Annotated in this window: 17 protein-coding genes; 12 read left to right on the top strand and 5 right to left on the bottom strand. The window is 71.1% G+C overall.

Features of this window, described 5'->3' with window-relative positions; translation table 11 throughout:
- Nucleotides 1–79: 79 nt before the first annotated feature.
- Complete coding sequence (gene lexA / locus ACYBSK_RS28415) at nt 80–865, bottom strand: transcriptional repressor LexA (RefSeq protein ID WP_457480102.1); 786 nt, start codon at nt 863–865, stop codon at nt 80–82.
- Between the two features lie 517 nt (nt 866–1382).
- Here lexA and nrdR point away from each other — a divergent pair.
- Both nrdR and ACYBSK_RS28405 read left to right on the top strand, forming a co-directional pair.
- The gene (gene nrdR / locus ACYBSK_RS28410) at nt 1383–1928 is read left to right on the top strand and encodes a transcriptional regulator NrdR (protein ID WP_457480101.1); all 546 of its coding nucleotides are present in this window, start codon (nt 1383–1385) and stop codon (nt 1926–1928) included.
- A 138-nt stretch (nt 1929–2066) separates the two neighbouring features.
- Nucleotides 2067–4961, top strand: a complete 2895-nt coding sequence (locus tag ACYBSK_RS28405) for a vitamin B12-dependent ribonucleotide reductase (protein ID WP_457480100.1) — start codon at nt 2067–2069, stop codon at nt 4959–4961.
- A gap of 146 nt (nt 4962–5107) precedes the next feature.
- Here ACYBSK_RS28405 and ACYBSK_RS28400 read toward each other — a convergent pair whose 3' ends face one another.
- A complete protein-coding gene (locus tag ACYBSK_RS28400; RefSeq protein WP_457480099.1) occupies nt 5108–5647 on the bottom strand; it encodes a TerD family protein in 540 nt (179 codons plus the stop codon).
- Between the two features lie 149 nt (nt 5648–5796).
- Between ACYBSK_RS28400 and ACYBSK_RS28395 the strand changes: the two genes are divergently transcribed.
- The 3 genes from ACYBSK_RS28395 (at nt 5797) to ACYBSK_RS28385 (ending at nt 8076) form a co-directional block, all read left to right on the top strand.
- On the top strand, nt 5797–6402 hold the full coding sequence (locus tag ACYBSK_RS28395; protein WP_457480098.1) for a YdbC family protein: 606 nt from the start codon (nt 5797–5799) through the stop codon (nt 6400–6402).
- A 99-nt stretch (nt 6403–6501) separates the two neighbouring features.
- Nucleotides 6502–7161 (top strand): histidine phosphatase family protein, encoded by a 660-nt coding sequence (locus ACYBSK_RS28390; protein WP_457480097.1) that lies wholly within the window; start codon nt 6502–6504, stop codon nt 7159–7161.
- A gap of 12 nt (nt 7162–7173) precedes the next feature.
- The gene (locus ACYBSK_RS28385) at nt 7174–8076 is read left to right on the top strand and encodes an ADP-ribosylglycohydrolase family protein (RefSeq protein ID WP_460243834.1); all 903 of its coding nucleotides are present in this window, start codon (nt 7174–7176) and stop codon (nt 8074–8076) included.
- A gap of 52 nt (nt 8077–8128) precedes the next feature.
- On the opposite strand, the gene ACYBSK_RS28380 is transcribed toward ACYBSK_RS28385, so the two are convergent.
- On the bottom strand, nt 8129–9685 hold the full coding sequence (locus ACYBSK_RS28380) for an MFS transporter (protein WP_460243833.1): 1557 nt from the start codon (nt 9683–9685) through the stop codon (nt 8129–8131).
- 253 nt (nt 9686–9938) lie between these two features.
- On the opposite strand from ACYBSK_RS28380, the gene ACYBSK_RS28375 reads away from it, so the two are divergent.
- The 3 genes from ACYBSK_RS28375 to ACYBSK_RS28365 all read left to right on the top strand — a co-directional run bounded on the left by ACYBSK_RS28375 (nt 9939) and on the right by ACYBSK_RS28365 (nt 12022).
- Complete coding sequence (locus ACYBSK_RS28375) at nt 9939–10565, top strand: TetR/AcrR family transcriptional regulator (RefSeq protein ID WP_460247117.1); 627 nt, start codon at nt 9939–9941, stop codon at nt 10563–10565.
- Nucleotides 10566–10616: 51 nt separating this feature from the next.
- Nucleotides 10617–11318 (top strand): ribonuclease HII, encoded by a 702-nt coding sequence (locus ACYBSK_RS28370; protein WP_460243832.1) that lies wholly within the window; start codon nt 10617–10619, stop codon nt 11316–11318.
- A 68-nt stretch (nt 11319–11386) separates the two neighbouring features.
- Nucleotides 11387–12022, top strand: coding sequence for a hypothetical protein (locus ACYBSK_RS28365; RefSeq protein WP_460243831.1), 636 nt, complete (start codon nt 11387–11389; stop codon nt 12020–12022).
- 82 nt (nt 12023–12104) lie between these two features.
- Here ACYBSK_RS28365 and ACYBSK_RS28360 read toward each other — a convergent pair whose 3' ends face one another.
- Nucleotides 12105–12743, bottom strand: a complete 639-nt coding sequence (locus ACYBSK_RS28360; protein WP_460243830.1) for a hypothetical protein — start codon at nt 12741–12743, stop codon at nt 12105–12107.
- Between the two features lie 216 nt (nt 12744–12959).
- On the bottom strand, nt 12960–15122 hold the full coding sequence (locus ACYBSK_RS28355) for a RecQ family ATP-dependent DNA helicase (protein ID WP_460243829.1): 2163 nt from the start codon (nt 15120–15122) through the stop codon (nt 12960–12962).
- A 133-nt stretch (nt 15123–15255) separates the two neighbouring features.
- Between ACYBSK_RS28355 and ACYBSK_RS28350 the strand changes: the two genes are divergently transcribed.
- From ACYBSK_RS28350 to ACYBSK_RS28335, 4 genes are all read left to right on the top strand, one after another.
- Nucleotides 15256–16650 (top strand): DUF4192 domain-containing protein, encoded by a 1395-nt coding sequence (locus ACYBSK_RS28350; protein ID WP_460243828.1) that lies wholly within the window; start codon nt 15256–15258, stop codon nt 16648–16650.
- A 161-nt stretch (nt 16651–16811) separates the two neighbouring features.
- Nucleotides 16812–18983, top strand: coding sequence for a glycogen debranching N-terminal domain-containing protein (locus ACYBSK_RS28345; protein WP_460243827.1), 2172 nt, complete (start codon nt 16812–16814; stop codon nt 18981–18983).
- 106 nt (nt 18984–19089) lie between these two features.
- Nucleotides 19090–19851 (top strand): NUDIX hydrolase, encoded by a 762-nt coding sequence (locus ACYBSK_RS28340; protein WP_457480088.1) that lies wholly within the window; start codon nt 19090–19092, stop codon nt 19849–19851.
- Between the two features lie 226 nt (nt 19852–20077).
- Nucleotides 20078–22189, top strand: a complete 2112-nt coding sequence (locus ACYBSK_RS28335) for an ABC transporter ATP-binding protein (protein ID WP_460243826.1) — start codon at nt 20078–20080, stop codon at nt 22187–22189.
- Nucleotides 22190–22282 lie beyond the last annotated feature (93 nt).

Here is a 22282-nt window from a genome sequence, read left to right as displayed (position 1 = left end):
GGCGCGGGGGCCCTGGCGCGGACAGCGCAGGGCCCCGGAACCGGCGCAGTAGGTTCCGGGGCCCGGTCAGGGAGGGGCGTCAGACGCGCCGCAGAACGGCCACCACCTTGCCGAGGATCGTGGCCTCGTCACCGGGAATCGGCTGGTACGCCGAGTTGTGCGGCAGGAGCCATACGTGGCCGTCCTCCCGCTTGAAGCGCTTGACGGTGGCCTCGCCGTCGAGCATCGCGGCGACGATGTCACCGTTCTCCGCCACGGGCTGGCGGCGGACCGTGACCCAGTCCCCGTCGCAGATCGCGGCCTCGATCATCGAGTCACCGACGACCTTCAGGACGAACAGCTCACCGTCACCGACGAGCTGCCGGGGGAGCGGGAAGACGTCTTCGACCGACTCCTCGGCGAGGATCGGGCCACCGGCGGCGATCCGGCCCACCAGAGGCACGTAGGACGCGGCGGGCTTGCCCGTGGTGTCCGTGGGCTGCGCGCTGGGCTGGTCCGAGCCGCGTACCTCGTAGGCGCGCGGGCGGTGCGGGTCGCGGCGCAGGAAGCCCTTGCGCTCGAGAGCCATCAGCTGGTGCGCGACCGACGACGTGCTGGACAGGCCGACCGCCTGGCCGATCTCCCGCATGGACGGCGGGTACCCCCGGCGCTGCACCGAGTCGCGGATGACCTCGATCACGCGGCGCTGCCGGTCTGTGAGGCCCGAGCTGTCCGCGCGGATCCCTGGAGGTCGGCCGGGCAGTGAGCGGCCTGGCTTCGGCCCCTCCTGGCTCATGGCTGCGTCATTCATGGCATGCACCGGCTCGAGTCGGCCCTGGGGGCGGCCCTGGGCAGTGATGGTGGCGCTGTCTGCGGTCGTGGTCACGTCGGTCGGCCCCTCTCGAGAATGTCTCCCTAGCTAGCCAACGGTAGTTCCTTTCGAAAGGTTGCGCCAAACACACGTTCGAGTGAAAAAACGCAGATTGCTTGTCGTGATCATGTGCCCGGGTGTAGGGCCGCGCCGAAGCGGAGTGGCAATTCAGCTCAATCCGGTACGCTTCAGCGCTGGAGTCGAGGCTCGGCCCGTGGGTTCCCCAGTCTGCCACTCGTCCCTCCGTCGGCCGGGCACCGCCCTCGCCTTTTTCTCGCGTCGCGCCGGTCCGGCGCACGCCGTCGCCCGGCCTCGCGGCCCTTGTGCTGCGCGTTCCGCACGCGCGACACGCTCTAGGGCCCAATGTGCGGCCAAACCCCAGATGTAGTGGTTGGATTGGATCCGCAGCCCAGAAGTTGTGGTCCCCGGTCCATCGCGTCCGTGGTCATCGCCTATGCTTGGGGCTGCTTCGAGAGGCGTCACCAGCCCCTCGGGGCCATCGAGTCGTGCCGTGAAGGAGGGTTGGGAGTTCATGCACTGCCCCTTCTGCAGGCATCCCGACAGTCGTGTCGTCGACAGCCGCACCACCGACGACGGCACGTCGATCCGCCGGCGCCGTCAGTGTCCGGACTGCTCCCGTCGTTTCACGACGGTGGAGACGTGCTCACTGATGGTCGTGAAGCGGAGCGGGGTGACCGAACCCTTCAGTCGCACCAAGGTCATCAATGGCGTACGCAAGGCGTGTCAGGGCCGTCCGGTCACCGAGGACGCCCTTGCCCAGCTCGGCCAGCGGGTCGAGGAGGCGGTGCGCGCCACCGGAAGCGCCGAACTGACCACGCACGACGTGGGCCTGGCCATACTCGGTCCGCTTCAGCAGCTGGACCTCGTCGCCTACCTGCGGTTCGCGTCCGTGTACCGGGCGTTCGACTCGCTGGAGGACTTCGAGTCGGCGATCGCGGAACTGAGGGAGCAAGCGCCCGGCGCGGAGGCGGACTGCGCCGGCGCGGAGCGCGCAGAGAGTGAGAGCGGGCCCGGAGGGACTGTAGAAGTCCCCGTGCCCGCCCACGCCGCCGACTGACGGCCACGGGCCGGGCGGGCGGCGACCCAAAGACCTGTTGCGGGCGGCAAGAGCGGCGGCCGCAACATCAAGACACACACCGTGCACGGGAAGATCCGGGCACTTTAGGGCGTTTTAGCCCGATATATGGGAGGCGGCATGACAGAGACGGCGAGCGGCCCGGCACGAGGCTCCCGGGCCAAGGGAGCCAAGGCCACCAAGGGTCTGCGTATCGAGCGCATTCACACCACCCCCGGCGTGCACCCGTACGACGAGGTGGAGTGGGCGCATCGCGACGTCGTCATGACCAATTGGCGCGACGGCTCGGTCAATTTCGAGCAGCGTGGCGTCGAGTTCCCCGAGTTCTGGTCGGTGAACGCGGTCAACATCGTCACCAGCAAGTACTTCCGGGGCGCCGTGGGCACCCCGCAGCGCGAGGTGAGCCTCAAGCAGCTCATCGACCGCATCGTGAAGACGTACCGGAAGGCCGGTGAGGACTACAAGTACTTCGCCTCGCCCGCCGACGCCGAGATCTTCGAGCACGAGCTGGCCTACGCCCTCCTGCACCAGATCTTCAGCTTCAACTCGCCGGTCTGGTTCAACGTCGGCACGCCGCAGCCCCAGCAGGTCTCCGCCTGCTTCATCCTGTCCGTCGACGACTCCATGGAGTCGATCCTCGACTGGTACAAGGAAGAGGGCATGATCTTCAAGGGCGGCTCCGGCGCCGGCCTGAACCTCTCCCGCATCCGCTCCTCCAAGGAGCTGCTCTCCTCCGGCGGCAACGCCTCGGGTCCCGTCTCCTTCATGCGCGGTGCCGACGCCTCTGCAGGAACGATCAAGTCGGGTGGCGCCACGCGCCGCGCGGCCAAGATGGTCATCCTCGACGTCGACCACCCCGACATCGAGGGCTTCATCGAGACCAAGGTGAAGGAAGAGGAGAAGATCCGCGCCCTGCGTGACGCGGGCTTCGACATGGACCTGGGCGGCGACGACATCACGTCCGTCCAGTACCAGAACGCCAACAACTCGGTCCGCGTGAACGACGAGTTCATGAAGGCCGTCGAGACCGGCTCCAAGTTCGGCCTGCGTGGCCGCATGGACGGCGAGATCATCGAGGAGGTCGACGCCAAGTCGCTCTTCCGCAAGATGGCCGAGGCCGCCTGGGCCTGTGCCGACCCCGGCATCCAGTACGACGACACCATCAACCACTGGCACACGTGCCCGGAGTCCGGCCGCATCAACGGCTCGAACCCGTGCAGCGAGTACATGCATCTGGACAACACGTCCTGCAACCTCGCCTCGCTGAACCTGATGAAGTTCCTCAAGGACGACGGCCTGGGCAACCAGTCCTTCGACGTCGAGCGCTTCTCCAAGGTCGTCGAGCTGGTCATCACCGCGATGGACATCTCGATCTGCTTCGCGGACTTCCCCACCGAGAAGATCGGTGAGAACACCCGTGCCTTCCGTCAGCTGGGCATCGGCTACGCGAACCTGGGCGCCCTGCTCATGGCGACCGGCCACGCCTACGACTCGGACGGCGGCCGCGCCCTCGCCGGCGCCATCACGTCGCTGATGACGGGTACGTCCTACAAGCGCTCCGCCGAGCTCGCCGCGGTCGTCGGCGCGTACGACGGCTACGCCAAGAACGCCACCCCGCACAACCGCGTCATGAAGCAGCACGCCGACGCCAACGCCGCGGCCGTCCGCATGGACGACCTGGACACCCCGATCTGGGCCGCCGCCACGGAGGCCTGGCAGGACGTCGTCCGCCTCGGCGAGAAGAACGGTTTCCGTAACGCCCAGGCGTCGGTCATCGCCCCGACCGGCACCATCGGTCTCGCGATGTCCTGCGACACCACCGGCCTCGAGCCCGACCTCGCCCTGGTCAAGTTCAAGAAGCTGGTCGGCGGCGGCTCGATGCAGATCGTCAACGGCACCGTGCCGCAGGCCCTGCGCCGCCTGGGTTACCAGGAGGAGCAGATCGAGGCGATCGTCGCCCACATCGCCGAGCACGGCAATGTGATCGACGCCCCGAGCCTCAAGCTCGAGCACTACGAGGTGTTCGACTGCGCCATGGGCGAGCGCTCCATCTCCGCGATGGGCCACGTCCGCATGATGGCCGCCATCCAGCCCTGGATCTCCGGCGCGCTCTCCAAGACGGTCAACCTGCCGGAGACGGCGACCGTCGAGGACGTCGAGGAGGTCTACTTCGAGGCCTGGAAGATGGGCGTCAAGGCGCTCGCGATCTACCGCGACAACTGCAAGGTCGGTCAGCCCCTCTCCGCCAAGAAGAAGGAGCAGGAGAAGACCGAGGTCACCGAGAAGACCGAGGCGACGATCCGCGAGGCCGTCGAGAAGGTCATCGAGTACCGCCCGGTGCGCAAGCGCCTCCCGAAGGGCCGTCCCGGCATCACCACCTCCTTCACGGTGGGCGGCGCCGAGGGCTACATGACCGCCAACTCCTACCCGGACGACGGTCTCGGCGAGGTCTTCCTGAAGATGTCCAAGCAGGGCTCCACCCTCGCGGGCATGATGGACGCCTTCTCCATCGCCGTATCGGTCGGCCTCCAGTACGGCGTGCCGCTGGAGACCTACGTCTCGAAGTTCACCAACATGCGCTTCGAGCCGGCCGGCATGACGGACGACCCGGACGTGCGGATGGCGCAGTCGATCGTCGACTACATCTTCCGTCGCCTGGCGCTCGACTTCCTGCCCTTCGAGACGCGCTCCGCGCTCGGCATCCACTCCGCCGAGGAGCGTCAGCGCCACCTGGAGACGGGTTCCTACGAGCCGACCGAGGACGAGGTCGACGTCGAGGGTCTGTCCCAGTCGGCGCCGCGCGCCCAGGAGCTGAAGGCCGTCGAGACGCCGAAGGCCGAGGGTGCCACCGCGCAGCCCGTCCCGCAGCAGGCGCACACCAGCGCCGAGCTCGTCGAGATGCAGCTGGGCATCCAGGCCGACGCTCCGCTCTGCTTCTCCTGCGGGACGAAGATGCAGCGCGCCGGTTCCTGCTACATCTGCGAGGGCTGCGGCTCGACCAGCGGTTGCAGCTGATCCGGCGGTACGCCTGATCGGGCTGGACGTCTGACCTGAAGGGGCGGTGGGACCACTACGGTTCCGCCGCCCCTTCGGCGTGCCCTCGGGCGTGACCGGCGGCCAAGTGCCCCCTGGGACGTACCCGTGGGAAGCAAAGGACGCGCCTACAGCGTGCCCATCACCGCCGCGAACGCGTTCAGGTCGCCGGTGTCGAAACCCCGGACGGTCTCGCGGAACGACCACTCCCCGTCGGCGTCCCGGCTGAACTCCGCGATCGTGGTCGCGGCGGAGTCGGAGACCACCGAGAAGTCGTGCTGCGACAGGTCGGTGTAGCCCTCTCGTATCCGCACGGCCGTGTTCCGCACGTCCGCGAACACCTTGGCCCGGCCGGTCCCGGTCTCGCTCTGCTGGATGGTCACGCCCACGACCACGCGCGCGTAGGTGGACGCGAGCCGCTCCAGCTCGATGGTCATGACCTCGTCGAATCCGAAGCCCTGGCCGGTCCGGCTGTCCCGGTTGAGCGTGATGGTCCCGTCGGGTGACCGGCTGTCGAAGTGCACGACGTACGCCGGGCTGCCGTGCGGGTCGTCGCCCGTGTACGTCGCGGCGATGAGGTCCAGGTCGTGGGGAGGCGAGCCCATCGGGCTCGGGTCCCACTTCAGACCGATCTCGATCTTCTCGTGTCCCTTGTGGAGGCTGCTCACCGAACTCCCCCTCCTCGGTGCGATGTTGAGTGCTACGGATACGCTACGTGGTCCCACTGACAACAACACGGTCATCCCCCTCAGGGGTGTGCTCGACCGTGGGTTCGGGACCGCCACGGCGGGCGGTGTGCGCGCCGTACGATGGCGCGGTGCTGGTCAAGTGGATTCGTTGCACTGTGGTGGACCGTCGGGGTTTCGAGCGGGGACAGCGGAAATGGGCGGGGCTTCTGGGTGAGCCGGGATTCCGAGGTCAGGGTGGTGGCTGGAGCAGACAACGGCCCGATGTGGCCCATGTCTTCGGCTTCTGGGAGAGCCGCGCCTTCTACGACTCCTTCATGGCGCGCTCCCACGACCGGCTCGCCGCCGCGCAGTCGGGCACGTACAAGAACCTCCAGGCCAAGCTGTTCGACCACCGCTTCGACGTGAAGACCGGGTTCGAGCCGCGGTTCACGGACGCGGACGTCGTACGGGTGGCCCACTGCACGGTGCACGCAGACCGTGCCGAGCACTTCACCTTGATGCAGCAGAAGGTCTGGAACCCGGCGATGGCCGGATCGCCCGGCATGATCAGGGGACTGTTCGGCGACGCCCCGGGCGACGAATTCCTGGTCCTGTCCATGTGGCGCTCGGCGGCCGAGCACGGCAAATACCAGGTCGACCGGGTGGAACGCCTCTCGCAGCGCGCCCAGACGGACGACGACATCGCCACCATCACCGGGGACATCGTGCGGCTGGAGACGGCCTGGACGGTGTGAACGCGCGACCACGCGCGCGTGCCCTTCTGCCGCTGTGATCTCCGCCGTACAGCCCGCACGGGTGCTCGAACACGGCCGAGGCGATCTAGGGTCGTGTGCATGGCACGACCGCGGCGCATCGTTCTAGTCCGGCACGGCGAATCCGAAGGCAACGCCGACGACACCATCTACGAGCGCGAGCCCGATCACGCCCTGACGCTCACCGAGAAGGGATGGCGCCAGGCCGAGGCCACCGGAGAGGATCTCCGGCGGCTCTTCGGACGCGAGCGGGTGAGCGTGTACGTCTCGCCGTACCGGCGCACCCACGAGACCTTCCGCGCCTTCCGCCTCGACCCCGATCTCGTCCGCGTACGGGAAGAACCCCGGCTCAGGGAGCAGGACTGGGGCAACTGGCAGGACCGCGAGGACGTACGGCTTCAGAAGGCGTATCGCGACGCCTACGGCCACTTCTTCTACCGCTTCGCCCAGGGGGAGTCGGGGGCGGACGTGTACGACCGCGTGGGCGCGTTCCTGGAGAGCCTGCACCGCAGCTTCGAGGCACCGGACCATCCGCCGAACGTCCTGCTCGTGACCCACGGACTGACCATGAGGCTGTTCTGCATGCGCTGGTTCCACTGGACCGTCGGAGATTTCGAGTCGCTGTCGAACCCGGGGAACGCGGAAAAGCGGTTGCTCGTTCTCGGGGAGAACGGCAAGTACACCCTGGACCGTCCTTTCGACCGCTGGCGCGAACCGGAATCGTACGGGGTCACCGGATAGAGTGGCAGAGCGATGACCGCTGACTCCTCACCCGACGGGCGCTTGAACCGCGCCCTGTCCAGCCTGCGCGGACTCTCCGTCGGAGACGCGCTGGGATCACAATTCTTCGTTCCCGCGAACTACCCGCTCCTCAAGAGCCGCGTCCTGCCGGACGGCCCCTGGCAGTGGACCGACGACACCGAGATGGCCTGCTCCGTGGTGTCCGTCCTGGCCGCTCATGAGCGCGTCGACCAGGACGAGCTGGCGCGTTCGTTCGCGGAGCACCACGACGAGGGCCGCGGATACGGTCCCGCCGTGACCAAGCTGCTCCAGCAGGTCCAGGAGGGCGAGGACTGGCGGGCCCTGGCCTCCGCGCTGTTCAACGGCCGGGGGTCGTGGGGCAACGGGGCGGCGATGCGGATCGCCCCGCTCGGCGCCTACTACGCCGACGATCCCGAGCAGGCCACCCACCAGGCCGAGATCTCCGCCTACCCGACGCATCAGCACCGGGAGGCCGTCGTGGGCGCGATGGCCGTGGCCGCGGCGGCGGCCCTGGTGGCGGACGCCGCGGGGCCTCCCACGCCGGGGGCCCTGCTGGACGGCGTGATCGCGCTCGTGCCGCGCAGCGCCGTAGGCGCGGGGCTGCGCCGGGCCAAGGACATGCTCGACTACGGGGACGCGTCCACGGTGGCCGCCGTCCTCGGCTGCGGCCGGCGGACCACCGCGCACGACACCGTGCCCTTCGCCCTCTGGTCCGCGGCGCGTGGCCTCGGAGACTTCGAGGGGGCCTTGTGGAGCACGGCCCAGGTCGGCGGCGACATGGACACGACCTGCGCGATCGTGGGTGGCGTCGTCGCCTCCGGCAAGGACGGGGCGCCCCCGGCGGAGTGGCTCGGGCGGACCGAGGCACTGCCGGCCTGGGCGCCGACCGCGTAGGGCGGAGGACCACGGCGGGGGAGCGCCCCTCGTGAGGACGGGGCGCCGCCCCTCAGACCGGGGCCCCGGACTTGCCGCTGAGCGCTTCCAGGTCGCTCTTGCGTACCTGGATGACGAACAGTGCGATGAGCGCCGCCAGCACCGCGAGCGCGGCCGCGGCGATGAACGCGTTGCCGATGCCGTGGGCCAGCACCGCGTCGTTCCACGGCGCGGGCAGCCGGTGGGTCCGGGCGAACTCCGCCTTCTGCTCCGGTGAGGCCTCGGCGAGGAACTTCGGAATCTGTGCCTTGGCCTCGCTCTCACTGGCGCTGCTGAAGACGGTGGTGAGGACCGACAGGCCGAGGGCGCCACCCACCTGCTGCGTCGTGTTGAGCATGCCGGACGCCGCGCCGGACTCGCTGTCTGCTATGCCGGAGACGGCGGTCAGGGTGAGTGTCACGAAGTTCAGGCCCATGCCGAAGCCGAACAGGAGCATCGGGCCCAGGATGCCGCTCAGATAGGAACTGCCCGGGTCGATGAGCGTCAGCCAGCCCATGCCGGTGGCGGTCAGCAGGGACCCCACGACCATGAACGGCTTGGGGCCGAGCCGGGGCAGCAGGTTCGTGGAGATCCCCGCGCCGAGCACGATGGCGACGGTCACCGGAAGGAAGGCGAGGCCGGCCTTGATCGGGCTGTAGTGCAGCACGTTCTGCACGAAGAGCACGATGAAGAAGAACATCCCGAACATCGCCGCGGCGAGGCTCAGCATCATCGCGTAGGTGCCTGCCCGGTTGCGGTCCTGGAACAGCTTGAGGGGCGTGATCGGCTGGCTGGTGCGCCTCTCGATGGCGATGAAGGCCAGGAGCAGGACCGCCGCGGCGCCGAAGGAGGCGATGGCGAGGCCGTCGCTCCACCCCTCCGAGGCGGCCCGGATGAATCCGTACACGAGGGCTGCCATGCCGAGGGTCGAGGTCAGGGCTCCCGGCAGGTCGAATCGGCCGGGGTGGCGCTGCGACTCGTTGATGTAGCGAGGGGCGAGCAGGGCTATCAGGACGCCGATGGGGACGTTGACGAAGAGCACCCATCGCCAGTCCAGCCAGTCCGTGAGCATGCCGCCCGCGAGCAGCCCGAGGGCGCCGCCGCCGGCGGACACGGACGCGAAGACCCCGAACGCCCGGTTCCGTTCCGGTCCTTCGGGGAACGTGGTGGCGATCAGCGCGAGTGAGGTGGGCGACGCGATGGCCCCGCCGACGCCCTGTAGCGCACGGGGGGCGAGCAACTGCCAGGGCTCCTGGGCGAAGCCGCCCAGGAGCGAGGCCAGGCTGAACAGGCTGATGCCGATGATGAACATGCGGCGGCGCCCGAGCAGATCGCCGGCCCGGCCGCCCAGGAGCAGCAGTCCGCCGAAGGTGAGCGCGTAGGCGTTGATCACCCAGGTCAGGTTGTTGGTGGAGAAGCCCAGGGCCGTCTGAATGTCTGGCAGGGCGATGTTCACGATGGTCGCGTCGAGAACAACCATCAGTTGGCACGCGGCGATCACGGTCAGCGCGATGCCGGGTCGGCGCGGGCGCGTGGTGGCCCCGGATTTTTCGGGTGAAGCCGGATGTACCTGGAGCTGATCCTGTGTCACGAGCGATCCCCCATGGACGATTTTAGGGAACGGTCGCGTTCCCTGTCCGGGAGCCTAACGGCTGCGACTTAGTGAACGCAAGCGTTCTTTAGGGGGTTGACGCCGCGCTTGAGGTCGTGGTTGCCCGCCCATCGCAAAGCGGGAGGTCGCCTGACATGCTCAGTGGTGGCTCCCCGTCAGTGGACGTGCTCGTTCACTGAGCCCGCAGTCGCGCGTTCGAACCGCTCTCGGACCGCTCAATGGAGAGATGAAGATGGTTAGTTCACGTCGGACGGCCGCCCCCGCTCAGGCGGCCGCCGCGCTTCGCAGGCGTGGCCCCGTGCTCGAACGGGCGATCCTGGAAGCGACGTTGGATCAGCTCAGCACGGTCGGCTGGAACGGCCTCACGATGGAAGGCGTCGCCGCGGGCGCGCAGACCGGCAAGGCCGCGGTGTACCGGCGCTGGCCCTCCAAGGAGGACCTCGTCGTCGACGCGCTCCAGGCGGGGCTGCCCGCGCTGGACTCGGCGCCGGATCGCGGAAGTGTCCGCGAGGAGCTGCTGGAGCTGTGCCGCCGCCTGCGGTCGGCCATGTACTCCCGACCCGGCTACGCGCTGCGTTCGGTTCTTCACGAATGCGACAGCAACACCGCTGAACGCTTCCATGCGGTGATCGCCGAGGGCGTCATCGAGCCCAGCGTCGAACTGATCAAGGAAGTCGTGCGGCGCGGCGTTGAGCGGGGTGAGGTGCGGCCCGACGTCGACGAGGCCGGTGTGTGCGACGTGATCCCGGCGCTGATGATGTACCGCTCAAAGGTGTGCGGAAGCGAATGGGAAGAGGCGGATCTGGTGGAGATGATCGACCACGTGATGGTCCCGTTGTTGCGTCGCCACGTCGTTTGAGGTGAGCCGGGTGTCGCGGCGGCGGCATGGCGGCGTACGCTGTCTGCCGCCATGCCGTACGAAGCACCCACCCACACCGTCGAGCGCTCACTGCGCGCCACCACCGGTGCCAAGATCATTGCCGGTGTCGACGAGGTCGGTCGCGGTGCCTGGGCCGGTCCGGTCACCGTCTGCGCCGCCGTCACCGGGCTGCGCCGTCCGCCGGAGGGCCTCACCGACTCCAAGCTGATCAGCCCCAAGCGCCGCGAGACGCTCGCGGTCGAGCTGGAGAGCTGGGTGACCGCGCACGCCCTCGGGCACGCCTCGCCCGAGGAGATCGATGACCTGGGGATGACGGCGGCCCTCCGACTCGCCGCCGTGCGCGCCCTCGAGGGCCTGCCGGCGCGGCCGGAAGCGGTCATCCTCGACGGGAAGCACGACTATCTCGGTGCTCCCTGGCAGGTTCGTACGGTGATCAAGGGGGACCGTTCCTGCGTCGCCGTCGCCGCGGCGTCGGTGATCGCCAAGGTTCGCCGCGACAAAATGATGGCCGAACTGGGCATCGACCATGCAGACTTCGGGTTTGCGGCCAACGCCGGATACCCGTCGCCGGTGCATCGCGCCGCGTTGGAGGAGCGGGGGCCCACCCCGATCCACCGGCTTTCGTGGGCCTACCTCGATGCGCTGCCCCAGTGGCGGCACCTCAAGAAGGCCCGCAGTTGGGCGGATGTCGGCGTTCCGGAGATCGAGGGCCAGCTCGGCTTCGACTTCTGACCACCGCGTTCGCACTGACGTGCCACCCGCTGACGCGAGTCGCACCTGCGTTTGATAGATATCAGCTCATGCCTCTCAGTCCCGAGGAGCCTCAGATTCCCGAGAGTGCCCAGGGTCCCCGCGCCACGCCCACCAGCGGCCGTACCGCGCCGACCCCCCGCCCCGTACCCGGCCCGCGTCCCGCGGCGCCCCCGCGACCCGGACGTCCGGGTCCCTCAAGGCCCATGCCGTCCGCGCAGCGACCCTCGCGCGAGTCGGCGGGTGTCCACAAGCCGGGGCCGAACGCCCCGGTCGCCACGCCGACTTCCACCTCCCAGCCGCAGATCCAGCTCATCCCGGCCTCGGCCGAGGGCGCGCTGGACGCCGCGGAGGAGGCGCTCGACCTGCTGCTCGACTCGGGCCGGACGCCCGGCGACGTCCTGGTGATCACCACCGGGGACCCGCACCCCTGGGCGGCTCACGAGCTGTCCTTCGGTGAGGCGTCGTACTGGGCGCAGCACGACGCGCGCGACGACGTCTTCTACGCCGACGCCTCCGCCCTGGGACGTGCCGCGTCCCGTCCGGTGGTCGTCGTCGCCGTGAACGGCGGAACCGACGAGGCCGTCACCACGGCGCTGCCGCTCGCGCTCGGCCGGGCCGGGGCCCTGCTGATCGTGTGCGGCGACCCGGAGCGCATCAACTCAGCTCTGGGCGCCGGAGTCTGACGCGCCGCTTGCCGGCTGCCCGGTCCGCGCAGCGGTGGACGGGGAGCCCGGCAGGCGGGCGCGCGGCCGCCTGCCGGGCGGTTCAGCGCGCCGCGGCGCGGCGGAGCACTTCCGTCGCGGCGCCGCCTGTGCGCGGCGCCGCGGACTCGCCCTGGCCGAGGGCCTCGGCCACGGAGCCCATGCTCGGGCGACGCCCCGCCCTGCCCTCGCCCAGGACCTGCCAGCCGTCCCGCGTCATCGTGATGTACGCCCCGCAGCGCAGGCCGTGCAGCGTGCACGCGTCGCGCAGCCCCCACATCCAGGCCCCGTCCTCCTCCGTCCAACGGGTGTCGCCCTCCCGGCAGTACAACAGCACCGCGGTGCGGACCGGTGTGCGGCGCCGCAGGTCGTGCGGGATGACCCGGCGCAGCTGGGCCAGCAGCGCGTTGCGGAACGTCCAGCCGTCGGCAGCGCTCTCGCGGCGCACGAACGAGGCGCTGGCCCGCAACCGCTCCTCGGGATCGAGCACGGCCACGACAGCCGTCCGCGGGCTCGGCCGGTGCCGGGTGTGCAGACCGCTGACGACCTCACGCGGATTGCGCAGCAGCGGGATGCCGGCCGCCGCCCACTCCGTGGGTTCGAGCAGCCTGGTCGGTCGGTTCACGGAATCGGCGGACCTCTCGGTGCGCATCGAGGACGCGGACGTCGATGCCGCCGAGTACGGAGAGAATCCGAAGGCCACGGTCCTCCCTTCGGCTACACGCCCACACTGAGGGCGGGGTCGGGCTGGGGAGCGCACCGCGGCAGAGCTCTACGGGGCCACGGGGAGCCGCGCGGGGAGCGCCTCCAATTCTTCCCGTCGCGATGGCAGACGGCAACGAACAATTGGGACCGCGTTCCTGTATCTGGCGATGCGTCGCCAATATCCCTGCCCAAAGGTTGAGCCTGCACGCCTGCCTCACCCCTGTACGGCGAGCACCAGCGGCAACACCCCCTCGGCGCCGGCCCGGCGCAGCAGCCGGGCGGCCATCGCCAGCGTCCAGCCGGTCTCCGTGTAGTCGTCGACGAGCAGCGCCGGGCCACCCGCGCCCGCGAGCGCCTCGGACAGCTCGGGCGGAAGCGTCAACGTGCCGTCGAGGGCGCGCAGTCGCTGGGCGCTGTTGCTGCGCGAGATGTGCGCGGTGTCGCTGCCCGGCGCGTACGAGACGCTGCCCAGCAACGGCATGCGGCCGACCTGCGCGATGCCCGCGCCCAGGGAGTGGATGAGCTGTGGGCGGGTGTGCGACGCCATCGTCACGACGCCCACGGGGCGCGGCGCCGCGTCGGGCGCCCCCGACGCCCAGCCGCCCGGCCCCTTGGCCCAGTCGGCGAGCACCTCGACGACGGCGCTCGCCACGTCGTTCGGCACCGGCCCGTCCGGGGCCTGCGGGGTGAACATGGGGCGCAGCCGGTTGCCCCAGCCGATGTCGGAGAGGCGGCCGAGCGCTCGTCCGGCCCCGGCCTGCTCTCCGGCGGGGATGCGGCCCTTGAGGTCGATGCCGACGGCCGCGAGCCCGGTGGGCCACATCTTCCTGGGCTCCACCTCGACGCCGGGACGCCCGAGCTCACCGCGTGCCGAGGTGAGCGCCTCGGGCGAGACGGTGTCGGTGAAGCGCGGCGCCGCGCAGTTGTCGCAGCGGCCGCAGGGAGCCGCCTCCTCGTCGTCCAGCTGGCGCCGCAGGAACTCCATGCGGCAGCCGGTCGTCGTCGCGTAGTCCCGCATCGCCTGTTGCTCGGCCTCGCGCTGCTTGGCCACCCACGCGTAGCGCTCCGTGTCGTAGATCCAGGGCTGCCCCGTGGCGATCCACCCGCCCTTGACCCGGTGCACCGCGCCGTCCACGTCGAGGACCTTAAGCATGGTTTCCAGACGTGAGCGGCGCAGCTCCACCAGCGGCTCGAGCGCGGGCAGGGAGAGGGGGCGGTCGGACTGCGCCAGTACGTCCAGCGTGCGTCGCACCTGTTCCTCCGGAGGGAAGGCCAGCGAGGCGAAGTAGCGCCAGATCGCCTCGTCCTCCTTGCCGGGAAGCAGCAGCACCTCGGCGTGGTCGACGCCACGCCCGGCGCGGCCGACCTGTTGGTAGTAGGCGATGGGGGAGGACGGGGAACCCAGGTGGACGACGAACCCGAGGTCCGGCTTGTCGAACCCCATGCCCAGCGCGGACGTGGCGACCAGGGCCTTCACCCGGTTCGCCAGCAGGTCCTCCTCGGCCTGCTGCCGATCGGCGTTCTCCGTCTTGCCCGTGTACGAGGACACGATGTGGCCGCACTGCCGCAGATAGGCCGTGACCTCCTCCGCCGCGGCGACGGTGAGGGTGTAGATGATCCCGGAGCCCGGCAGGTCGTTCAGGTGGTCGGCCAGCCACGCCAACCGGTGGGCGGCGTCCGGCAGTTGCAGCACGCCGAGGCTGAGGCTCTCGCGGTCGAGCGGGCCGCGCAGCACCAGGGCGTCCGAACCCGAACCGGTGCCGAGCTGGTCGGCCACGTCCGCCGTCACGCGCGCGTTGGCCGTCGCCGTCGTCGCCAGGACCGGCACCCCCTGGGGGAGCTCGGCCAGCATCGTGCGCAGGCGGCGGTAGTCGGGGCGGAAGTCGTGCCCCCAGTCCGAGATGCAGTGGGCCTCGTCGACCACGAGCAGGCCCGTGGCGGCGGCGAGCTGGGGCAGGACGTTGTCCCGGAAGTCGGGGTTGTTGAGCCGCTCCGGGCTGACCAGGAGCACATCGACGTCGCCGGCCGCCACATCGGCCCGCACGGTGTCCCACTCCTCGGTGTTCGACGAGTTGATGGTGCGGGCGCGGATACCGGCCCGCTCGGCCGCCTCCACCTGGTTGCGCATGAGCGCGAGCAGCGGGGAGACGATTACGGTCGGCCCGCCGCCACGGCGGCGGATCAGCGAGGTCGCGACGAAGTACACCGCGGACTTGCCCCAGCCGGTGCGCTGCACGACGAGGGCCCGCCGGTGGTCGGCGACCAGCGCCTCGATGGCACGCCACTGGTCCTCGCGCAGTCTGGCCGTACCGCTCGGGTCACCGACGAGACGGGCGAGAACGGTATCGGCGGCGGTCCGCAGCTCTTCGTTGCTCATGCCCCCATGCAACCCGATCGCACTGACATCGCGCGAACGACCCCGCCGACCTGTGGACAACTCCTGTCGTGTCCCTGATCGGGGTTATCCACAGGCCAAACGGGATCATGACGTTTCGCGGCATGGTCGGCGCATGACGAATCACAGCGAGCCCGTCGGACTGACCGGCGAAGCAAAGATCACTCTGCGCACGGCCGGTGAACTGGCCGAGGCCCTCCCGTACTTGCTCGGGTTCCGGCCGGAGCGCAGCATCGTTCTGGTCGCCCTGCACCAGGGCCGCTTCGGCGGTCGCGTACGCCTGGGCATTCCCGAGCGCACGGAGGACTGGCCGGCCGTGGCGCGGGAAATGGCCCAGTGCCTGATCGGCGAGTGCGAGCGCAGGGACGGGCACCCGGACAGCATCGTCGCGTTCCTGTGCCAGGACGCCACGACACCCGGCCCCGACGCCGGCCTGCGGATCATGCAGCGGCTCAGGCCGCTGGCCCAGCTCCTGCGCACCGAGTGCGGCGGCCTCGAAGTGCCGGTCACCGAGGCACTGTGCCTCTCGGAAGGCAGGTACTGGTCGTACTGCTGCCCACGCGCCGAGTGCTGCCCCGCGGAGGGCAACGCCATCGCCACTCAAGGGACCTCGGTGATGGCGGCCACGGCGGCCTTCGCGGGCATCCAGGTACGCGAATCCCTGGAAAAGGTGAGGGCACGCCTCGCCCCCTTGGAAACGGCGCTGGTCACGGATCAGACGCGCGCCCTCGACGCGGCGGCCATGGACCTCGTACCGAGAATCCTCGCCGGAACTCCGCGCCAAGAGGTGGAGACGGCGACGCTGGACCTCGCCCGCCTGGTCATGCGACGCCTCGCGGACGCGCCACGCACCGGCGACGCGCTGGCCGCCGACCTCACGGACGACGAGCTCGTGGCGCACGACGAGGCGGCGTCGCTGATTCTCGGCCTCCAGGACCGGGTGACCAGGGACCGGGCGGCGGAGTGGATGGAAGGCGAGGAAGGCGCCCGCGCGCTGCGGCTGTGGCGGGCGCTGGCACGGCGGTGCGTCGGCCCGTACGGGGAGCATTCGGCCGCGCCCCTCGCTCTCGCGGGCTGGGTGGCCTGGTCGCTCGGGGACACCGTCGAGGCGGACCAGGCGCTGGAGATGGCCCTCGGCGTCGATCCGCGCTACCTGTTCGCCCGGTTGCTCAACGAAGCGCGGGCCGACGGTTTCGACCCGGAGTCCATCCGGCGCTCCCTGCGTGCGAGCCGGACGGAGCCGTGCCCGGTGCCGGACGCACCGGGAGGCGAGGCCGACACGGCGCACACGGGCAAGGCCGAAGGACCCCGCCCGGTCGCGGCCCCCGTCCCCGCCGCCACGGACCCCGGCATGTCCCGTGCGGCCCGAGGCCTGGAGGCGGCCCTGCGCCGGCGAGGAGAGCGGCGCTCCGGGGCCGGAACGCGGCCTGCGCGTGCGGGCGCGCGTGCGCCACGGCGTCCGACGGAGCACCGCCGCCCGCGGCGGCAGCGGAGCAGGGGCGACGGATGACGCCCGGCCACCGCGCGGGCCTGCTTCCCCGCTTCGGCGCGCTGCGGCGTTACTTGGGACGGGTGCGCCCCGTTCACCTTCGTGGGCGGCGGCAGAGCCGTGCCACCGAGGCGCACAGCAGTCCAGCGGCGCGCCGGACACGCAGGGGGAGGGGAGCGGAGATGACGTCCGACGCTTCGCGGCAGTGCACACCAACGGCGCGCGACGGTGACACACCCCGTGGCCTCACGGCGCGGCCCGGGAACCCGCCGCTGCCGCCCCCGAGCAGCGCCCCCGACACCCGCCCCCTCAAGCCGGCGCAGGACCGACCCCGCACGCCGGCGGGGCACCCCGGGCTCCAGGCGCCCGCCGCGGGGCCCGCCCGCGCGCTGCGCAGGACCGTCGAACTCCCGCCGGTCCACCAGGCGCTGATCTGCGTCGCCCTGCCCGGTCTCGCGATCTCCTCCAGTGACGGCCAGCTGACCGGCCAAGGACTCGAAGGCTTCTACTACGGAGGCAGACGTCTGCTGTCGCGCTGCCAGATCCGGGTGGCCGGGCGCGAACCGCTCGCCGTTCAGGCGCGCATGGTCTCGGCGGACCTCGCCTGCTTCACGGCCACCGTGCGGGCGGCCACCGACGCCGGGCCCGACCCGGACGTCGTGGTCGAGCGCACCCGGCACGCGGACGGCACGGAGCGCGTCACACTGCACAGTTCCGCGCAGCGACCGTTGAGGCTGCCGGTCGAGGTGGCCCTCGGCACCGACCTCGCCGACCTCGGCGTCGTGGCGGCCGGAAACGGCGGCCGTGAACTGCCCGCCATGGTCCACGACTCCGGCCTGCGCTGGTCGTCGACGGCCGGAGGACCGGCCGTCCTGGTCACGGTGACACCACCACCCACCGACGCCCTGGCCTCCGCCGGCCTGTTGCGCTGGGAGTTCGAGCTGCCGCCCGGCGGCAGCCGCACGGTACAGCTGCGAGTACGGGCGAGTGGCGCGGACACCGGTAGAGCGGTGGGGCACGGTCCGGTACGGCCGCTGGCCGCGGCCACGGCGCAGGGCGACGACCCGCGCGTGGGCCCCCTGTTGCGCGGCAGCATCGCCGACCTGCAAGCGCTCCTGGTGCGTGACCCGACGCATCCAACGGACGTCTCCGCCGCAGCGGGCGCACCCTGGCGCTGCGGTCCTGCTCCCGCTGAGGCGCTCGCGGCCGCGCGCATGGCGTTGCCCTTGGGCACCAGGCTTGCTCTCGGCACTCTGCGCACCCTCGCGCGTGCGCAACTGCGCGGGTCCGGAACGGAGTTCGGGAAGCTGCCGGGTCCCTTGCGGCAGGCGGGACCGCACCTGCCGCCCAGTTGCACCGGAGTCGAGGCCACCCTCCTGTTCCCCGTCGTGCTCGCCGAGGCCAGACGCTGGGGCCTTGGCGAGCACGACGTGGCGGAGCTGCTGCCCACCGCCGAGCGATGCCTGCAATGGCTGCGGACCAGCACGCGCGAAGGTCCCTATCTCCCGGACCCGGGACCGGGAGCCCTCCGACGGTGCGAGACCCAGGCGCACGCCCATCGGGCCGCTCTGCTCGGCGCGGAGCTGCTCGACGCCCATGGCAGACACGGCGGTGTTGAGCTGCGCCAGTGGGCCGAGGAACTGCGGCGGCGCTTCCGGGAGGACTTCTGGGTCGAGGACCGCGGTGGCGGCAGGCCGGCGGCCGCGCGCACGGCGGACGGGCAACCGGTCGCGCAGCTGGGCGGCGGCGCCGCCCACCTCCTGGACACCGGGTTGCTGGGTACGGGCGTGTGCGCGCCCGGCCTGCTGGACAAGGTGCAGACCGAGCAGCTCGCGAGACTGTTCGGCGGGCCGGGACTCGACTCCGGCTGGGGGCTCAGAAGCCTGGGCGTGAAGGAGGCGTCGTACAACCCGTTCGGGCACCGCTCGGGAGCGGTGCGGGTGCACGAGACGGTGATCGCCGTCGCGGGCCTGTCCGCCGCCGGGTACGAGAAGGAGGCCGCCTCCCTGATCCAGGGCCTGCTGGCCGCGACGGACGCCTTCGACGGCCGGCTGCCCGAGATGTACGCGGGACTGCAGCGGGTCGAGGGCGGTGTGCCGCTGCCGCACCCCGCCGCGTGCCGCCCCGCCGCCGGCGCGGCCGCCGCCGGAGTGCACCTGCTCGCCACCGTCGCGGGCATCCGCCCCGACGCACCCGCCCGGACGGTGGCGCTGTCGCCGATGCGCGGCGCCCCGCTGGGGGAGCTCGGACTGACCGGGCTACGGGTGGCCGGACAGCCCTTCTCCGTACGCGTCAGCAGACTCGGCCTCGCCATGGTGGAGGAGGCCGCGGACGAACTGCAGTTGGGGGTGTGACGGGTGCGAACCGTGACGAGCAGGGACCACCGCGGGCCGTCCGAACAGGGTGGGGCAAGCAAGCGAAGGGAGTGTTTATCGTCAGGCAGACGACTATGATCGTTCCATGTCGCCCTACGACCCGTCGGCCTTTCCGCCCTTCGCAGTCACCGTCGACCTGGTCGTGCTGACCGTGCGCCGTCACGCGCTGTGCGCACTGGCGGTACGCCGTGGTGAACCGCCGTTTCAAGGGCGTTGGGCCTTGCCCGGCGGGTTCGTACGGGACGACGAGGACCTCACGGCTGCGGCCGCGCGGGAACTGATCGAGGAGACGGGGCTGTGCGCCCACGACCCGATGGCGCCCGCGCAGGACAACGGCGCACACCTGGAGCAGTTGGCCACGTACGGGGAGCCGAAGCGGGACCCCCGGATGCGTGTGGTCAGCGTCGCTCATCTCGCGCTCGCCCCTGACCTGCCCGCGCCCCGCCCCGGCGGCGACGCGCACAGTGCGCGGTGGGCGCCCGTGGAGGCGCTGCTGCATCAGGGCGGTTACGGGCGTGAGGGCGAACAGGCGGCGCCGCTCGCCTTCGACCATGCGCAGATCCTGGCCGACGGTGTGGAGCGGGCCCGCTCCAAGATCGAGTACTCCTCGCTCGCCACGGCGTTCTGCCCGCCCGAATTCACGGTCGGCGAGCTGCGCCGGGTCTACGAAGCGGTGTGGGGTGTCTCTCTGGACCCGCGCAACTTCCACCGCAAGGTGACGGGCACGCCCGGCTTCCTGGTGCCGACCGGCGGCACCACGACCCGGCAGGGCGGCCGGCCGGCCCAGCTCTTCAGGGCCGGTGGCGCGACGCTCCTCAACCCGCCCATGCTGCGCCCGGAGGCCTGACGGTCGCACGGGTGGACGGCCGCGCCGCACAGTCGCCGTAGGCGGCGTCCGGTGCGCCGTCGTGGACCCAAGAAGGGCTTGGAATCGCGGGCGGCTACGTGAGCACGGTGCCCGAAATGAGCTAAATAGCGCGTTATCTTGCTGCGGTACCCCAGGGGTTCGCCCGTCGCCCTGTCGGCGGGTGGGTCCCGGCCGCCGAGCGGTCGCCCATCCTGCGAGAGAAGCGATGATCCAGGCCATCGGACTGACCAGTAACGCACGCAAGGGGAGCCCGGCCGCGGTCGACGACGTGTCCTTCGACGCGCCCGTCGGCCGTGTCACCGCGCTGCTCGGCGCACGGGGGTCGGGCAAGACGACCGCCGTACGGCTGATGCTCGAACTGCAACAGGGCCGAGGCATCACCTACTTCAGAGGTCGTCCACTGCACCGCATCGCCCACCCCGCGCAAGAGGTCGGCGTCCTGCTCGGTGACGTGCCCGGCCACCCGGCCCGCAGCGTCCGAGGGCACCTGCGCATGCTGTGCTCGGCGGTCGGCGTGCCCGTGCGGCGCGCCGACGAAGTCCTCGAAGTGGTGGGCCTCGTGAGCCTGCGCGATCAACGGCTGGGCACCTTGTCGCGCGGCATGGACCGACGGCTCGGCCTGGCCTGCGCGCTGCTCGCGGACCCGCACACGCTGGTGCTCGACGGCCCCGCGGTCGGCCTCTCCGGCCGGGAGGGCCGGTGGCTGCACGGCGTTCTGCGGGCGCACGCCGAGTCCGGCGGCACGGTCCTGTTCACCACCGACGACGCCAAGGAGGCGGCACGGGTGGCCGACCGGGTCGTCACCCTCGACGCGGGCCGCGTCGTCGCGGACCAGGACGTCGCCGACTTCGCGCGCACCAGGCTGCGGCCCCGGGTCGCCGTCCGCAGTCCGCATGCCGCCCGGTTCGGCGTCCTCCTGGCCAAGGAAGCGCGCGCGGCCAGGCGCTCGGTCGAAGTGGTCACCGAGGACGGCAGCCGCCTCTCGGTCTACGGCAGCACCTGCGCGGAGGTGGGGGACATCGCCTTCCGGCACGGCATCCTCGTGCACCAACTGGCCGACGAAATCGGCGATGCGGGGCCTTCGGCGGTGGGGCCCTCCGCTGCGGTCGACCGTGCGGACGACGGCGCGAAGGGCGCTCCCGCCGGAGGCCCCGACACGGACGCCGTCTCGGCCCCGAAGGGCACCCTCACGCCCGCTGCGGGCCTCCCCGCGGCCACGGAGAGCGCGACCGGCACCGACACCGACACCGCCATCGTCTCCGACGCCGCCCACCCGTCGAGCGCCCCCGAAGCTCCGGCAGCCACCACGCCCCTCAACGCGCCACCCGCATCGAGCACGTTCGTACCGCTCACCGACTCCACCACCTGGCCCCCGGCCGCGCAGAACCGTTCCGCTTCACCCGCTGGGCCCGCACCCACGACTGGGCCCACACCCATGACGCCGCGCCGGTCCACGACTCCCAGCAGCCCCGCCCCCGGCGACCGTCCCGCGGGCCACCCCTCCGCCGCGCTGCCGACCCTGCCGCCGCCTATTGCGGTCCGCCCCACCCGCAGCCCACTGCGTCCCGTGCGCTACGAGGTGCGTCGCGCGACCGGCATCGCCACCGGTTACGTGACCCTCGCGCTCGTGCTCGCCGTCTCCGTGCTGCTGTCCGTGCTGCTCGGGCGGGCAGGTCACACGCCGCAGCCGCGCCTGATCGCCGCTTGGCCGCAGGAACTGCCCCTGCCGCCCGCCGCCCTGGGCGCGGGGCTGCTCGGCGCGTTCGCCTTCGGTGAGGAGTTCCGTCATCCCGCGCTCGCCGCCGACCGCGGAACCGTCCCGCGCCGCCTGGGACTTCTCGCCGCGAAGCTGCTGGTGGGCGCGGCGACGGCGGTGCTCGTCGGCGTACTCACCGTCGCCGGTGACACCGCGTCGCTGTACCTCGTCTACGGATCGGAGCTCACCCGGATCCCCGCCGACTGGCTCTCGCTGAGCGTCAGTTGGCTCGCGCTGCTCGTCGGGTGCGCGTGGGCGGGAGTGCTCGCGGCCGGTCTGTTCCGGTCGACGACGGCCGGACTGGCGGCCGTGGTGGCTGTTCCGATCATCATCGTGCCGCTCGTACAGAAGGCCTTGGAGGGTCCATCTGTGCGAACAGCGGCGGGACTTCCGGCACGACTGCGTGATCTCGCGCCGCTGGACTGGCCGTTCGGGATCGAGCGTTTCGCGGCGGCCGGAGTGCGGATGGTCGCTCAACCCGTGGGCGGCGCCCTGATGTTGTCGTTGGGTGCTCTGCTCTGCGCATATCTGCTCACAGCGCTGCGTACTCGGGTGCGGTGACGATCGCCCGACACCTTCCGGCCCCTCGCTGCGCACAACTCCCCTTCCAACGCCCGTTTCCTTCCGATAAGGCGTCAAGTGCGGCGAGGAGGG

It is taken from the genome of Streptomyces sp. BYX5S (genome assembly GCF_054724165.1).
Note: the sequence above shows the minus strand (reverse complement) of the source record. Positions and strands in the feature narration are given on the sequence as shown.